Below are 15,287 nucleotides of genomic sequence, written 5' to 3'. Positions count from 1 at the left end.
ATGTCTCAAAAAAACCTCAGCCGATTTGGCTGAGGTTTTTTATTTTATGAACGTCTATTTATAGTCGATTCAATTTAAAAGTAGTACAAGGCAACCGAGTGTAGATGTATATGTGATACTTCAAGCGAGGTTAACGCTGTAATACTTTTATAGTGGAATGACTATAGCAGTGTTGATTAGCGACGACGATCTACATCATCATACTCACTACCCATGATGCCATCACTAAAGACTTCAGAGAATTCACGCTCGTTGTCTTCATCAATATGACCGTCAAATACGTCTTTCGCGCCAGCGTTAGGATCGTTATAAATAGCCAGATCCATTTTGCCTTCTGATTTTGCTACGATGGCAGTTACTGCCGCATCACCACCAACGTTGACAGCAGTACGTAACATATCGAGGATACGATCCACACCTAAGATCAAGCCAATACCTTCGATTGGTAAGCCAACTTGAGCAAATACCATAGAGAGCATGATCAGACCAACACCTGGTACACCAGCCGTACCAACAGACGCCAAGACCGACATCAAAATAACCGTTAGATACTCGGTCACGCCCAAATCAATACCATAAATATTGGCAATGAAGATGGTCGCAGTACCTTGCATGATAGCTGTACCATCCATGTTAATGGTGGCACCAAAAGGAACGGTAAACGAAGCAACAGAGTTATTCACACCCATACGCTTGGTAACGGTACGCAAGGTAATAGGAATCGTCGCGTTTGAGCTTGACGTACTAAAAGCAAAGATCTGAACTTCGCGCATTTTTGCCAAAAAGGTCTTGATAGACAAGCCTGAAGCAAGCTTAAGTACAATCATCATGGTGATAAAGAAATGGAAGGCCAATGAACCGACCAATACCGCAACATAACCAAGTAATGACCAAATTAAATCTAAACCAAGCTCAGCCATTGCCTTGGTCAATAGAGCAAAGACACCATATGGGGCAAGGTTCATAATGATAGTCACCATCTTCAAGATGACTTCATTAATTAACTCTAAGCTTTGTACCAAGCCTTTGGCAGGCTTACCAACCATCAGAATACTGACACCGATGAGAATCGCAAAGAAAATAATCGATAACATATCACCATTTGCCATCGCGCTGATCGGGTTGGATGGGATGATGTTTGAGAAAACATCAAGCAATGGCGGCGCTGATGCTGCTTCAAAAGTGGCGTCAGTGCCAATGTTCATGCCCTTGCCGATACCAAATAGCGAGCCAAGTCCAATCGCCGTCGCAATAGCAAGCGCGGTGGTGAACATATAAATCATAAAGGTTTTGGTACCGATACGACCAAGCAGACGAATATCACCAATACCGCACACACCACAAATCAATGAGATAAGTACTAGCGGTACGACCAACATTTTGAGTGAGTTAACAAATAGCTTGCCAATAATAGCGAGGAAGCCATTTGTAATATACGTATTAACAAAGCCGCCTTCTGCGTTTAGTCCTGAATAGTTTATAAACAAACCCAGTATGATACCGAGCGCCATGGCAACCATGATCTTGCCCGTCAGTCCCATATTTTTCCACATAACCTCTATCCTTTTATATGCAACGCTCAGTAGTCAGTACGGCAATAAATCAATATGTCTATGATTGTTGTCTCAACGCCTGATGGTGTTACGTCTATATGTTTTTGTGTATTACTTAGTGTCAGTTTTTTTGACAATATAAAATAATTGTTAAGGGTACTGCAAGATTTTTTTATCATTTAAATATCGTGACATTAGCAATTTTTTCCGTTTCACTTATTTTATTGTCATAATAAAGACCTTAAATGCGAGTAAAGTACATGTTAAATAGTAAATATAGACGGCAATTTTTTTGGCAAAAAAAGCGAGACCGCCTATTTTAGACGGTCTCGCTTGTGCTTATTTATCTGATTGATTTAAATAACTTTTTGACAGTAAGGGTTTCGTATGATTAAAAGGTTAAAGCGATATCTATCATAAATAGACGCCTGTCAGTGATTGCCTGTACCTTTAGACCTTACACCTTTAGACCTTGTCGCTTTCATCACGACGGAGGCCATCTTGCCATTTGCTGTCCTTGACTACCTCAGATTGAGTATTGGTTGAAGTAGACTCTGAATCGTTAGATACTTCAGAGTCTGTTTTATTCAGACCATGATTATAGCTCATACGCTGGTTAAGCGTTGATTCGGCATCACGATAACGAGGGTCAAGTGCTTCTGCTTCTGGATCAGATGCCTCAAAATGCGTTTGCCCGCGTACTTCTTCGACGGTACTTTGCTCGTCCACCATTTTTACATCGCCATCGCTCTCATAGCCGTGATCAGGGTTGGCATCACCCGTTTGATCTTGAGGATCTGTGGCTACCATCGAGCTGCTAGACGCTGTGCCATTTTTTGCTTGGGCCTCATTTTTTAGCTGCGCATAATCAGTCAGCTTGTGCACGGCGTTCTCTAGGGTATGTGGGTTTTCACGCTCTTGTGCTTTCAATAGATGTCCATCGAACACATCTGTTAATAATGAATCAAACCGTAGCCCATTATATTGAATCAGTTTTTCAGCTTCTTCTTCAGTGATATCACCATTTTGGCTGGCATAGACCACATGATCTTCGAAGGTTAAGCCTTCAAAGCTGTCTTTATGCTCTGCTTTTTTGAATTTCTGCCACAAGGGTTCAATGTCAAGTAAGGTTTGATACGCATGCTCCATGCGACCGCTGACATCATCAGGCAAGGTATTATAATAGACCATGGTCTTGAGATAATCACGGAATGGGTTGGCTTCATGGTCATCCATAAACACATCACCCAGTTTGGTTTTTAGCTCATCGCTCGCTGGAGTAAAGATGCGACCACTCGGGAAAGTCACAAAGCTGACGACACCCGCCGCCATACGATTTGGGAAGTTGGCAAAGAAAGAAACAAAGGCTTCTTGAATGGTATAGAGGCTGTTTTGTAGCGCGACCTCGGCATGTAAGCGCTCGGCTTCTGATTTGCTGCCGTGCTCATAAAACTGCAAAATCGCGGTCGCAATGAACAAGTGACCATGAATATCTGCCAAACGACCAGAGAGCATCTCTTTGCGCTTCAAGTCACCAGCTAACAATCCTAAGGCCATGTCAGCTGTCAAGGCAAAGCTAGCACTTAGACGGTTGATATGTTTGTAATAAGGGCGGGTAAAGTCATCGGCAAAGCTTGGCGCATCGCTACTGCCACCAATATAACCAGCGATAAAGGCTTTTGCCCCGCGGTTAAAGGTATAACCCAAATGTTTAAAGAATAACGTATCGAACTCTTTGGTCGCAGATTCTTTGTCTTCACTTTGCAAGAGTTGTAATTCGTCAAATAAATACGGATGACAACGCATCGCCCCTTGACCAAAGATCATCAAAGAACGCGTTAAGATGTTGGCACCTTCAACAGTGATAGAAACGGGAATCGCTTGGTATGGCGTCGCCAAAAAGTTACGTGGCCCCATTTGTACAGCGCGTCCACCGACGACATCCATACCATCGTTGACTACACTGCGCATAGTTTCTGTCGCATAGTATTTTGCCATTGCCGTCATAACCGATGGCGTACCACCTTGGTTGAGTCCGCAAGTGACCAAATGACGGAACGCTTCTAACATATAAGTATTACTTGCCATACGGCTGGTTGCGTCTTGTACACCTTCAAATTTACCTACTGATATCTTGAACTGCTCACGAACTTTGGCAAACGCACCAACCGACAGATAAGTCATCTCACTTGCTGAAGTGGATAAGGCTGGTAGAGAGATACCGCGACCCACACCCAGACATTCCATCAGCATGCGCCAACCGCGCCCAGCGTTTTCAACACCACCGATGATATAATCTAGTGGGATAAAGACGTCTGTGCCATCGACCGTACCATTCATAAATGGTGAGCCGATTGGGTTATGACGCGGCCCTGTGATGACCCCTTCGTGGCTAGCAGGAACCAACGCACACGTAATGCCATAATCGGTTTTGTTAGGGTCACCAAGCAGACCTTCGGGATCGTGCATTTTAAATGCCAACCCAACCACAGTAGCGATAGGGGCAAGGGTAATCCAGCGCTTAGAGAAATTCATACGCAGACCAAGCATTTGCTCGCCTTCGTGAGTCCCGTAACACACCACACCCGTATCAGGAATAGCGCCAGCATCCGAACCGGCCTCAGGGCCAGTTAGACCAAAGCATGGCACTTCTTCGCCTTTTGCTAAACCGGGTAGCCAGCGTTGTTTTTGCGCGTCCGTCCCATAATGCATGAGCAGCTCACCAGGGCCGAGCGAGTTTGGCACCATACAGGTCACGGCTGCGGTCGGTGAGCGCGAGGCAATTTTACTCATTACCCGACTTTGGGCATACGAGCTAAACTCAAGACCACCAAATTCTTTAGGAATAATCAGGCCCAAAAAGCCATTACTCTTGATAAATTGCCACGCTTCGGGCGACAGGTCTTTATCTTCATGCTGAATTTTCCATTCATCAAGCATGGCACACAGAACTTCTACTTCATTGTCTATAAAGCTTTGCTCTTCTTCTGACAGTTTTGGATATGGGTAATTGGCAAAAGTGTCCCAGTTCGGCGAACCCATGAATAGCTCTTTTTCCCACCAGCTCGTACCCGCATCGAGAGCTTCACGCTCAGTATCACTCATGCTTGGCATTGCGCCAGCGAGTATCTTATAGACAGGCTTGGTAATCAATGACTGACGGATAGGCGCGACAAGCAGCACCAAACACAATAGCAATATCGGTATGCCTAAAATAAGTGACCATGGACTGATAATGGCGGTCACGACCACGGTAATAATGGCGACGATACTACCAGTGACGCGCGATAGAGACAGCAAAAAGATGGCCAAAACTGTGGCTAACTGTATGATTACTGCCAAAATAAATAAGCCAACTGCCATGACTGTCTCCTTGGTAAAACCTAACTGGAAAATGAGGTAAAGCTCAGAAAGAGATTATATTAAGAAAGCATTTTATTTAAAATAATGGGTTTTAAATCAATTAACTTTGAATCTAAAACCTTTTAAAATAAACAATGTCATTATTTTTATAGCAATCATATTAAAAATCTATTGGTGAACAAACTTATAAACGTCTATCACAACGTCATTCTGACTCAAAGAATCGTTCTTGAGTCAAAAAAATGCGATAAAACTAGGATTGCTGACCATTAGAAATATACATTTGATGCTCTACAAAAACTAATGAATCAAAATATAAATAACTGAGCGAAAGTTAGCTACTAATATGAAATAGTTATCGATAACTATCAATAGCGAAAGTGCTATTCTGTGTCGAGGATATGTATCATATTCTAGATATATCTTCAATAAACCAGCGTTATAATTGATTCAAGATAACTGCGTGTTCATTATCAAAGTATTGTGGCGTTAACTCGCTTGAAGTATGGTGTATAACTCTTTACTCGAATATTTTTCGATTAATCGAAAGGCGCTAAGCAGCTTTCGGCATAAGATAATGTCTGATTGCGTCCAACGATGATGTGGTCAATCAAGGACAAGTCTATTAAATCGCAGGCTTTCTTTAGCTCGTAGGTCAATAGATTGTCTGCCGTTGAAGGGGTCGCATCGGTATGCGGATGGTTGTGCGCGACGATGAGTTGACTGGCAGCATGGCTCAACGCATGACGGAGTACGTGTTTGATACAGACCGAGCACGACGAAATACCGCCAGTAAACAGTATTTCAAAGTTTAGCAGGTTTAGCGCATTGTCTAAGCAAAGGACGGCAAATACTTCACGGTGCTCACCGCGCAATTGAGTGCTGATATAGTCCTTGACGACTTGTGAGCGTCCCAGTGCTTGACCTGTCTTTAGCTTACTGTCTAGATAACGCGTACCCATCTCAAGCGACGCCAATATCTGTGCGTACTTGGCAGGGCCGATACCATGACAAGCAAGCACAGTCTGTGGCGGCGCTGCTAAGAGTTCGGCAAGACTGCCAAACTGATCGATCAGATGACGTGCCAGCTCAATTGCCGACTGCGACTGCGTGCCAGTGCGTAAAAATATCGCCAATATCTCAGCATCTGTTAAATGAGCGGCACCAAATTTTAGCAGTTTTTCTCGTGGTCTATCATCTTCATGCCAGTCTTTAATCGCCATTGTCACTCCTTAATGAGGGTTGGATGCTAGATATATGATATAAATGCGGAAAACGTTACCCAACTTATCTCATAATTGTTACTATAAGCGCAATTTTATCTTTCAATTTTTTTACTGATGCCACGCTTATGTCGAATGTTATCCTTGCTATCACCGGCGGTATCGCCGCTTATAAATCTGCTATATTTGCCCGTCTGCTAATCAAGGCAGGCTTTGATGTGCGTGTCATTATGACCGCAGGTGCGCAGGCTTTTATTACGCCATTGACCCTACAGGCATTGACCGGTAATGAGGTGCATATCTCCTTGTTAGATGAGCAAGCAGAAGCGGGGATGGGTCATATTGAGCTTGCTAAGTGGGCGGACTTGATCGTCATTGCGCCAGCCTCTGCCAATACACTGGCTCGCCTCGCGATGGGTATGGCTGATGATTTGTTGGCGACTGTGTGCTTAGCAACGACGGCTCCCGTTATTATTGCTCCAGCGATGAACCAGCAAATGTGGGCGCATCCAGCGGTGAATCTGAACGTTCAGACCCTACATGATATGAATTATCAAATCATCCAGCCCGCTAGCGGTGAGCAAGCGTGTGGTGATGTGGGGGCAGGTCGTTTGCCTGAACCTGAGCAGCTATTGGCAGAAGTATTATTATTCAATGCGATGCAAACCACGCCGCAATTATTGGTAGGTAAAAGAGTGGTGATTACTGCTGGACCAACTGTCGAAGCGATTGATCCGGTACGCTATTTGTCTAATCACTCGACTGGCAAAATGGGCTTTGCATTAGCGCGTGCTTGCGTGGCTGCTGGTGCAGACGTTATTTTGATTGCCGGTGGCAAAGTGGCACTGCCCACACCGCTCAATGTCACGCGTATTGATGTGTTGTCCGCGCAAGAGATGCTAATTGCTGTACAGCAATGTGTGGATGGTACGCACAGTGCGCTACAGTATGTGCCTGAAGATGAGCATGACCATTCCCACGATCATTCTCACGATCACAGCCATGAACATGCGCATCATCATGAACATCATAGTGAGTGTGATTGCGGTGATGATCGTAGCCATAACCACAGCCATGAGCTTGACAATAAGCATCATGCTCATAGCGAGACTCAAAATGTAATGGCGGATATCTTTATTGCCACTGCGGCTGTCGCCGACTATCGTACTGAAGAAGCTGCCCCGCAAAAAATTAAAAAAACCCAAGATGCCATGACGCTGAGTTTGGTCAAAAACCCTGATATCTTAGCGACCATTTCGCTTGCTCATCCAGAGCTGTTTGTCGTTGGTTTTGCGGCAGAAACGCAAGATATCGAGCGCTATGCTCGCGGTAAGCTGGTGGCTAAAGATTTAGATTTGATCGCTTGTAATGATGTCTCACGAGCAGACATTGGCTTTGCTAGTGACGACAATGCTATGCAAGTGTTTTTCTCTGAGCGCTATGAGCAAGCGGCAGTGACGCTGGAGAAGGCGAGCAAAGATAAGATTGCTGAGCAGTTGGCTGGCATCATTGGTGAGACAATATGGCAACGCCACAATGGTCACAGTGCCTAGTTATGTCACTCTTAATCCAGATGTTAGGTCTTAATAGTTATGGCTAATATAATGGATAGTGATAGCACCCAGACGTTGTTACTGATGGTAATCTTTGCGCTGGCATCGTTGCTACATGGTATTAGTGGGCTGGGTGTGACGTTGGTGACGACCACTGCGCTTGCTAGCATCTACCCGTTACCACATGCCATTGTGCTAGTTATCTTCCCCTCGTTATTGCTTAATGCCATGACTTGGCTCGCGGGTGGCGGGCGCACGATCTGGCAAAATTTCATCTATTACGGCAGGCGCTATTGGTTACTGGCGTTGACCAGCTTACTTGGTAGTATTCTAGGCGCGAAGCTCTTGCTATGGGTCGATAGCGCATATATTTTATTGCTATTGGCAGCGGTTATTGGTTTTTACGTCATAAGCAGCTTGCTTGGTAAGCAACTCCGGCTACCTGCTACCAAGCCTGTATTAATCATCGTTGGCTTTAGTGCAGGTGTGATTGGCGGCTCGACCAATGCCATGTCGACCATATTGATGATGTATCTACTGTCTGCCAGCGATGATAAAAATACCATCGCTAAAGTCGGCAACATGTGCTATTTCTTAGGAAAAATTGCCCAAATCATTGTATTGCGTGAGCCTATTATGGCGCTCAGCAGTGGTGAATGGCAGCTGATTACTTTGCTCAGTGTTTTATCTATTGCCGCGCTTTTAGTTGGTATCCGCTTACGTCGTTATTTACCACAAGCACGATTTCGTCAGCTTATTTTATTGATTCTCACGGTGCTTGGGCTGCGTGTCGGCTGGCAAGGAATTGTAGCATTTTTATAAAATAGCTCGCGAGGCAGCTGGCTGTTTAGATGCTATTTTATGCGTGCGTTATTCTGTTATTTCATCAAAAAATATCTGTTGTGCCAAACGAAACGTATTGCAGTGCGCTTCAACCACATCTTCAATATCTTCTGAATAGCCGCCACCCATCACGATAGCGATAGGAATTTTAGCGGCTTTTGCTTGGCGTAACACATATTCATCACGCGCCTTACAACCTTCTATCGTCAGCCCAAGTTTTCCCAACTTATCGGTCGCCAGTACATCGACAGCAGACTGATAAAAGATCATATCTGGTGCAACGTCGCTAATTAAGCGCGGTAGCGTGTCCTCTAATATCTGTAAATACTCAGCATCACCGGTATCATTGGCAAGTTCAATATCTAGGTCAGATAGTTCTTTGCGAAATGGATAGTTCTTGGCGCCATGCATACTAAACACAAAAACCCGTGGCTCATTCGTCATGATACTTGCATTTCCGTTGCCTTGATGCACATCCAAATCGACCACCAAAATCTTTTGCGCCTGTCCACGATTTAATAATAAATTACTCGCAATACAAACATCATTAAACACGCAAAAGCCCTCGCCATGATCAGCAAACGCATGGTGCGTACCGCCGGCAACATTCATCGCCACGCCATATTGCTGAGCATAAAGCGCACATTCATAAGTCGCATGGGCAATATGACGACCACGATCGACTAAAGCTTCAGTCATCTCAAAGCCGATAGGGCGTGCTTCCTTGCGCGGTAAGGTTTGGGTTTTAAGCTTATACCAATAGTCCATAGTATGAGTGGTCAAAATCTCTTCTTCGCTTAATCGTGCAGGCGCAAAAAAATTAACCGTACTGATAGTGCCTTCAGCCAATAGCCGCTCAGGAATCATGGTGTATTTTTGCATGGGAAAACGGTGCTTTTCAGGCACGGCATATCTAAAAATATCAGAGTAAGCAATTTTGAGCATAGCGTTAAAGGATGTCTTGGTTGAGAGGGGTTTTAAGGATAGATAGGTTTAAGCGCTTTGAAAGTAAGGTATTGGTGAGAAATTGTAAAAACCGCCAATATCTATTGTGATCAGTTGATTACTGAACAAACTGTGTTGGCAAAAAGAAGGTTTTAGAATCTGATTGTTGACGCAGCTCTATTAGTAAAGTCTGCATGTCTTCAGCAGGATCTTGGTTATTGAGCAAATCACTAAACAGCTCATTCGCCACAGTGGTCATTGCAATAACGCTTTGTAGTAAATGCTCGATGATTTCGTCATTAATACCGACGGTTTCGACATCGACAGCGTGTTTATAGCGTATCTCGCCATCGTTGATATCCATTTCTAGGTTACCAATCAGCATGTCATAATTGATCTGAGTAATCAGTAGCATCGCGGCACTTTGATGACTTTCTGGTATTAAAAATGGCAAAATGCCATAGACTGCCAGTAGCTTGGTTTTTTCTTGCACCCGAAATAGATAGCCGCAGTTCAGTTGTTTATGACGCATTCTCAGCGACAAATGATGCGTTGTTTGGCTGTCACTGCTTTTATCGCCACTGGTTTGGGGACGATAGTGAGTATAGTGCCATTGCTTATCATTAAAGTACTGTTTCAGACAATCGACAATGGAAGTGTCATTAGGCTCGTGTTGTGATGCTTTTAATTTTGCCTCAGCTTGAGAGCGCTCGCTGTCATTATTATCACGCTGACCGAAAAAACTGCCAGTAGAGTCAGCCGTATTTGCCTCATCGCTATTACGAGTGTTGGCGCTAGAGATTCCGGCCTGCATCAGATCAAGATCAATGTCATCGTCAGCCGCTGATGACTGCGTCGACGAGTTTGCGCCATCGACAACAGACTGCGGTGCTGAGGCAGTCAGTAACCGTTTGAGTTTTTGCCACAAGCTGAGTTTGTTACGTTGACTCATAAGTATTGTGCTGACAAGTAAATGGATGATATTAAAAACTGACCACTAAGTAAAAAACAGTCAGTTACTTATTGTTAAACATCAAACCCTCTTTGATAGAGGGCTGTGCATAAAATGCTTGCAACATCTCACGTATATGCGCTGTAAACCACTCGCTTTCAATGGCATCATGTATCATAGGCAATAGAGCGGTACTCAATTGCGTCATGGCTTGCTCATCTATATATAAACTCGCGGCTACCGTTGCCATGCTATCGCCTTGATGGTTGGCATACCACGTATCGATGCTGGCTGACACGAGGCTGTGCAGATAAGGTGACATGCGCAGGCGGTTGTAGCTCTGTTGGATGCTGGCTTCGATATGCTCGATACTACTATTACCAGGCTCATCACTTAAATAATTTTGTAGTTGGCTAATCGGCTGATCTTTGATTCTTGCCCAACCGCTTACTAGCAACCGAGCGACTTCGTCATTTGATAAATGCTCTTGGGCATTGGCTTCTGCACGACGTGCTAAGTCTTTAATATTACGGTGCAAATACGTCTGTAATTTTTCATCAAGATTTCTATTGGTCGCCTTTTCAAAAGAGCTGCGCCCAAACTTCATCAGTTTGCCAGCAGCGCCTGCTTTATCCAGCGTGGTTTCCATAAAGTCGTTAATCGCGTGATAGAGCGTTTGCGTCAGCAAATCTGCAAAAGTCTCGTTGCCGACCAGCGTATGAATCAAGATATTACGCTGCTGCTCATGGCTACCCACATAATCGGCTAGGGTCTGCACTTGAGTGTCATCCACCAGCTCAGACAACGGCACATTGTCATTGACTGGATGATAAATAATCGTATGCAAGATATCGCGAATATCTTTACGTATCACATCCGTCATCGGCTGGTTAAGTAGCCAATCGTTGATCAGATGTTGCAAATCATCGGCGCTGACATATTTATTCAATGGCTGGGCAGCAAACCACTGCCAAGCCTCAATGCTTAGCGGTTCTGCTTGCGTGCGTAACCATTGCTGCATAAACGCAACTTGCGCGTCGACTAAGCTGTCTATTGTTAGCGCTGGCGTATCTAAGTTTTGGCTATCTTTTGAAGTCTGCATAGGTTTTGAGGTCATAGTTATCGACAATTTGTTATACTGTGTGGTTGGGGTAAGCATAAAGTATTATGCCACGAACATGATATTTGTTGGTGACGAATATTGACTGCTGCTTGATAAATAATGAGAGGTTTGAATGACAGCTCTGAATACCGCCTTACTTACGCTTGATGAGCTGACCGTTCAGCGCGGTGAAATCCCTCTATGTGAAGGCGTTGCGCTCGATTTACCTGCGGGCAGTATTTGTCACTTGATTGGTGCTAATGGTACGGGCAAAACGACGCTACTGATGCAGCTGGCTGGATTATTACCAGTGTTGGAAGGTCAAGTTTACTATCAAGGAACAGCCAGTTTACCGGTTCAGCCTTTATATGTGTCGCATCAGTTGGGCATACATCCAAATTTGACGGTCGCGCAAAATCTGACCTTTTTGCTGAATTTATACGGCATCAGCCCAAGTGTTGTTGATATTGATGCCGCTTTAGCTTGGGTCGGACTGCAAGGCTTTGAGACGATTAGCTCAAGCCATTTATCTGCTGGACAAACCCGCCGTATCACCCTTGCACGGCTTTATTTATTGACCCCTGAGGTGACACCGTTATGGCTACTTGATGAGCCTTTTACTGCTCTTGATGTCGATATGGTGGCGCGAATGGAAGACAGATTACGCGAATTTGCCAACATGGGCGGCGCTATATTAATGACCAGTCATCAGGCAGTCGGCGTGGCCAATCAAGTGCTCGATTTATCCGGTTATATGGTTTGAATGCTAGGGCGTGTCATCAGTATAAATGTGCCAAGCATCCGTAGAAGAGCGAATAAATGATAGAAACAGACAATCCAGTACAAGTAGCGAATAAAAGCTCAAACGTTAGTGCATCGGCTGCACGCGGTATCAGCTTTGTGCAGTTATGGCGGCGCGAGTGGCACGTGAAGCAGCAAGGAGCGGTACAGTGGTTGTACCCTTTGGTGCTGTTCTTAGTGATTATTACCTTATTCCCGCTAGCGGTTGGTAGTGAGCCTGCGCTATTGCAGCGCCTTGGCGTGTCGGCAGTGTGGATTGCCGCTCTGTTGTCACTGGTAATGGGTGTCGACGGCTTGTTTAAGCCTGCCCTTGATAATGGTACGCTGGCGCAATTGGTCGTCGCAAAAGCGTCGCTGCCGTTATGGGTGTTGATTCGTTTGGTTATCCATTGGATTTTTAGTAGTGGTATTGTGGCAGCGCTGAGTTTGCTTGCCGTGCCATTGTTTCAGCTTAGCTGGTTTGAGGCGTGGATATTGATGGCTTCTATTGTGACGGGCAGTCCGATGCTATTGATGTTATCAGCGGTTGCCAGTAGTTTGACGCTGTCATTAAAGAATGGCGCGGTGCTGGTGCCTTTGATTGCTTTGCCGATGCAATTGCCGGTATTGATTTTTGCCACAGGTGCGGTTGATTTATTTGCCACTGGTTTGAACGGTTTACCGATACTGGCATTATTATTGGCAGGGAGTATTATTTCAGTATTAATCATGCCATGGGTGATTGCGATGACCTTAAAAATGTCATGGCTCAATTAAACAGTAGACTTTCTTTATTCTCAAAAACCCAGTCGTTTAAACCCAATGTATTAACAGCATGTTGAAAACTGGCAACTTTGCTATAATAGCCAGCTAACTAAGCAAACAATCACTTGTAGATTCTATCCAGTGTTTAACGCCGGCAGGTTGACAGATAGTTGCGCCCATGATGCGCTATATCGATTACAACCAATACGCTGTGCCAATAGGTTTATTCCCATGCCCAACCTGAATAACGTCTCATCTCCTAGCCTGTGGCAGCGCATCTGGCAGGGCTTTTTGACCACTGTGGGTACCAAGCAGTTTTTTCGCATTTTTTCGCCTTGGGTCAAGTGGCTGGCAATATTAGCCACTATTTGTCTTGTGATCGGTAGTGTCTGGGGTCTCGCTTTTGCGCCGCCTGATTATCTGCAAGGCAATAGCTATCGCATTATCTTTATTCACGTGCCTGCTGCCAGTATTGCCATTTCTATTTATTTTGCCTTAGCAGTGCTCGGGGTTATTTATTTAGTCTGGAAAATCAAGACGGCTAGTCTAGTGGCGCAGGCGCTTGCTCCTCTAGGATTTTTGCTCTGTGTGGTTAGCTTAATCACGGGCTCTATTTGGGCGAAACCGACATGGGGTACTTACTGGGTTTGGGATGCACGTTTGACCTCTATGCTCATTTTGGCGTTTCTGTATGCGGGCGTGATGGCGTTATTTGCTGCGTTTGAGCATACTGCCAATCGTGGTAAAGCCGCCGCCATCCTATCTATTGTTGGCGCAGTAAACCTGCCTATTATTAAGTATTCGGTACAGTGGTGGAACACCTTGCATCAAGGCTCGACCTTTACCTTAACTGCTGCACCAAAAATGTCTGCAGATATGTGGATGCCATTATTACTGATGATTATTGGTAGTTATTTATTGGTCGCGACGTTAGCGATTTATCGTACCAACACGCTGATTTTGTATCGTGATCAAGGCAAAGCGTGGGTCAAAGAATATATCCGCGGACAAGCCAAATGACTGCAATGATTGTCGCCAAAACAAATAACGGCTAGGAAAATATTATGCAGCCTTACTTTTATAGCGTATCTGAGTTTCTCGCCATGGGTAAGCATGGTGTTTTTGTTTGGTCATGCTGGGCCATTACCGTTGGCGTGATGCTGGCTTTTATCATTTATAGTCGCAGGCAGCGACAGGCCCTCATCAAGCAGCTGACCATTCAGCAAGCACGGCAAGCACAGCGTACGGCTAAAGCCCCTAATCCTGAAACCAAGCAACCGATGTAAAAAATATTTTAATATCATCGCTTTAGCTCAAAAAATTATGACCTCTTAATTGTAAATATATGACCTCGTCAGTTGCTAAGGGCTTATTGATTTATACGAAAAATGCTACCATATAGCCATTAGAAGAGTACGATTAGAAAGACATTTTTAGAACGTTTTTCTAATGGTAGTTTCTTTAATATTTTCTGTTTTATAGGCTGTCTATAGCCTACAAAACAGCGACTCATCAATGAGGTAGTGGTATGAACGCAGTTCGTCGCAAAAAACTGATGTGGGTTATGTTTACGTTGGCAGGGGCGGCAATCGCCGTCGTATTGGTGATTTATGCCATTGGACAACAAACCGACTATTATTTCGATGCCACAGCCATTGCGCAAGGTGAAGCACCCCAAGATAAGCGTATTCGAGCGGGCGGCATGGTAGTCGCGGGTAGTGTCCGACGCGCAGAAGACAACCCATTGAATGTTGAATTTGCCATTACTGATTTTCAATCGACCGTACCTGTGACCTATCAAGGTATTTTGCCAGATTTATTCGCTGAAAACTCAGGCGTCGTCGCCACGGGTAAAATGCAAGGCGATACCTTTGTGGCAGGGGAAGTATTGGCTAAGCATGATGAAAAATATATGCCGCCAGAAGTGGCCAAATCAATGAAAGAAAACAACCGTAGCGGTGCAGTGCCTTCTTCTGAGCAATACAATCCTGCTGAAAAGGTACATGAGACGGACACTTTACAGCAGTAATTTTCTAGGGCGTGTCTTCATTTCAAAAATGGTGATAAAAATGAGATAAATTGCCGTCAAACAAGAAAAATAGTGCAGATAATATCGGGATATTAACCAGCTATTTGACGATGTTTGGCAAGATTTAGCAATTTTTAGCCCATTCAGATGACTATCGAGTGAATTGAAGACACGCCCTA

General features: G+C 44.5%; 13 protein-coding genes. 7 read left to right on the top strand and 6 right to left on the bottom strand.

The features are described from left to right. Positions 1 to 176 precede the first annotated feature (176 nt). The 3 genes from IOD06_RS04795 to radC all read right to left on the bottom strand — a co-directional run bounded on the left by IOD06_RS04795 (position 177) and on the right by radC (position 6,139). Positions 177 to 1,553, bottom strand: a complete 1,377-nt coding sequence (locus IOD06_RS04795) for a dicarboxylate/amino acid:cation symporter (protein ID WP_194619485.1) — start codon at positions 1,551 to 1,553, stop codon at positions 177 to 179. Between the two features lie 465 nt (positions 1,554 to 2,018). Beyond that, entirely contained in the window at positions 2,019 to 4,916 is a 2,898-nt protein-coding gene (locus IOD06_RS04790) for an acyl-CoA dehydrogenase (RefSeq protein ID WP_194619483.1), read from the bottom strand. Between the two features lie 539 nt (positions 4,917 to 5,455). After that, on the bottom strand, positions 5,456 to 6,139 hold the full coding sequence (radC, locus tag IOD06_RS04785) for a DNA repair protein RadC (RefSeq protein WP_189585640.1): 684 nt from the start codon (positions 6,137 to 6,139) through the stop codon (positions 5,456 to 5,458). A 128-nt stretch (positions 6,140 to 6,267) separates the two neighbouring features. Between radC and coaBC the strand changes: the two genes are divergently transcribed. Beyond that, positions 6,268 to 7,692 carry a bifunctional phosphopantothenoylcysteine decarboxylase/phosphopantothenate--cysteine ligase CoaBC gene (coaBC, locus tag IOD06_RS04780; protein ID WP_194619481.1) on the top strand — a complete coding sequence of 475 codons (1,425 nt, stop codon included), beginning with the start codon at positions 6,268 to 6,270 and terminating at the stop codon, positions 7,690 to 7,692. Positions 7,693 to 7,731: 39 nt separating this feature from the next. Further along, the gene (locus tag IOD06_RS04775) at positions 7,732 to 8,514 is read left to right on the top strand and encodes a sulfite exporter TauE/SafE family protein (RefSeq protein ID WP_194619479.1); all 783 of its coding nucleotides are present in this window, start codon (positions 7,732 to 7,734) and stop codon (positions 8,512 to 8,514) included. Positions 8,515 to 8,562: 48 nt separating this feature from the next. Here the strand turns inward: IOD06_RS04775 and IOD06_RS04770 are convergent, their stop codons facing one another. From IOD06_RS04770 to IOD06_RS04760, 3 genes are all read right to left on the bottom strand, one after another. Beyond that, positions 8,563 to 9,480, bottom strand: coding sequence for a histone deacetylase (locus tag IOD06_RS04770; protein WP_194619476.1), 918 nt, complete (start codon positions 9,478 to 9,480; stop codon positions 8,563 to 8,565). Positions 9,481 to 9,598: 118 nt separating this feature from the next. Further along, complete coding sequence (locus IOD06_RS04765) at positions 9,599 to 10,432, bottom strand: YbjN domain-containing protein (protein WP_194619474.1); 834 nt, start codon at positions 10,430 to 10,432, stop codon at positions 9,599 to 9,601. A 64-nt stretch (positions 10,433 to 10,496) separates the two neighbouring features. Next, positions 10,497 to 11,534 carry a hypothetical protein gene (locus tag IOD06_RS04760; RefSeq protein ID WP_227669886.1) on the bottom strand — a complete coding sequence of 346 codons (1,038 nt, stop codon included), beginning with the start codon at positions 11,532 to 11,534 and terminating at the stop codon, positions 10,497 to 10,499. 133 nt (positions 11,535 to 11,667) lie between these two features. Here IOD06_RS04760 and ccmA point away from each other — a divergent pair, with 133 nt between their 5' ends. From ccmA to ccmE, 5 genes are all read left to right on the top strand, one after another. Beyond that, on the top strand, positions 11,668 to 12,297 hold the full coding sequence (ccmA, locus tag IOD06_RS04755) for a heme ABC exporter ATP-binding protein CcmA (protein ID WP_194619470.1): 630 nt from the start codon (positions 11,668 to 11,670) through the stop codon (positions 12,295 to 12,297). 56 nt (positions 12,298 to 12,353) lie between these two features. After that, positions 12,354 to 13,091 carry a heme exporter protein CcmB gene (locus IOD06_RS04750; RefSeq protein WP_010201640.1) on the top strand — a complete coding sequence of 246 codons (738 nt, stop codon included), beginning with the start codon at positions 12,354 to 12,356 and terminating at the stop codon, positions 13,089 to 13,091. 219 nt (positions 13,092 to 13,310) lie between these two features. Then, positions 13,311 to 14,099 (top strand): heme ABC transporter permease CcmC, encoded by a 789-nt coding sequence (gene ccmC, locus IOD06_RS04745; protein ID WP_194619468.1) that lies wholly within the window; start codon positions 13,311 to 13,313, stop codon positions 14,097 to 14,099. Between the two features lie 44 nt (positions 14,100 to 14,143). Next, complete coding sequence (gene ccmD / locus IOD06_RS04740; protein ID WP_194619460.1) at positions 14,144 to 14,365, top strand: heme exporter protein CcmD; 222 nt, start codon at positions 14,144 to 14,146, stop codon at positions 14,363 to 14,365. 242 nt (positions 14,366 to 14,607) lie between these two features. Then, complete coding sequence (ccmE, locus tag IOD06_RS04735) at positions 14,608 to 15,108, top strand: cytochrome c maturation protein CcmE (protein ID WP_189585613.1); 501 nt, start codon at positions 14,608 to 14,610, stop codon at positions 15,106 to 15,108. Positions 15,109 to 15,287: the final 179 nt, after the last annotated feature.

The organism is Psychrobacter sp. N25K4-3-2, from assembly GCF_015351755.1.
Lineage (GTDB): Bacteria > Pseudomonadota > Gammaproteobacteria > Pseudomonadales > Moraxellaceae > Psychrobacter > Psychrobacter glaciei.
Note: the sequence above shows the minus strand (reverse complement) of the source record. Positions and strands in the feature narration are given on the sequence as shown.

What these genes read in the sequence shown, in the direction of transcription:
- IOD06_RS04795 (WP_194619485.1), bottom strand. Translation starts at nt 1,553, where the DNA reads ATGTGGAAAAATATGGGACTGACGGGCAAGATCATGGTTGCCATGGCG.
- IOD06_RS04790 (WP_194619483.1), bottom strand. Translation starts at nt 4,916, where the DNA reads ATGGCAGTTGGCTTATTTATTTTGGCAGTAATCATACAGTTAGCCACA.
- radC (WP_189585640.1), bottom strand. Translation starts at nt 6,139, where the DNA reads ATGGCGATTAAAGACTGGCATGAAGATGATAGACCACGAGAAAAACTG.
- coaBC (WP_194619481.1), top strand. Translation starts at nt 6,268, where the DNA reads ATGTCGAATGTTATCCTTGCTATCACCGGCGGTATCGCCGCTTATAAA.
- IOD06_RS04775 (WP_194619479.1), top strand. Translation starts at nt 7,732, where the DNA reads ATGGCTAATATAATGGATAGTGATAGCACCCAGACGTTGTTACTGATG.
- IOD06_RS04770 (WP_194619476.1), bottom strand. Translation starts at nt 9,480, where the DNA reads ATGCTCAAAATTGCTTACTCTGATATTTTTAGATATGCCGTGCCTGAA.
- IOD06_RS04765 (WP_194619474.1), bottom strand. Translation starts at nt 10,432, where the DNA reads ATGAGTCAACGTAACAAACTCAGCTTGTGGCAAAAACTCAAACGGTTA.
- IOD06_RS04760 (WP_227669886.1), bottom strand. Translation starts at nt 11,534, where the DNA reads ATGCAGACTTCAAAAGATAGCCAAAACTTAGATACGCCAGCGCTAACA.
- ccmA (WP_194619470.1), top strand. Translation starts at nt 11,668, where the DNA reads ATGACAGCTCTGAATACCGCCTTACTTACGCTTGATGAGCTGACCGTT.
- IOD06_RS04750 (WP_010201640.1), top strand. Translation starts at nt 12,354, where the DNA reads ATGATAGAAACAGACAATCCAGTACAAGTAGCGAATAAAAGCTCAAAC.
- ccmC (WP_194619468.1), top strand. Translation starts at nt 13,311, where the DNA reads ATGCCCAACCTGAATAACGTCTCATCTCCTAGCCTGTGGCAGCGCATC.
- ccmD (WP_194619460.1), top strand. Translation starts at nt 14,144, where the DNA reads ATGCAGCCTTACTTTTATAGCGTATCTGAGTTTCTCGCCATGGGTAAG.
- ccmE (WP_189585613.1), top strand. Translation starts at nt 14,608, where the DNA reads ATGAACGCAGTTCGTCGCAAAAAACTGATGTGGGTTATGTTTACGTTG.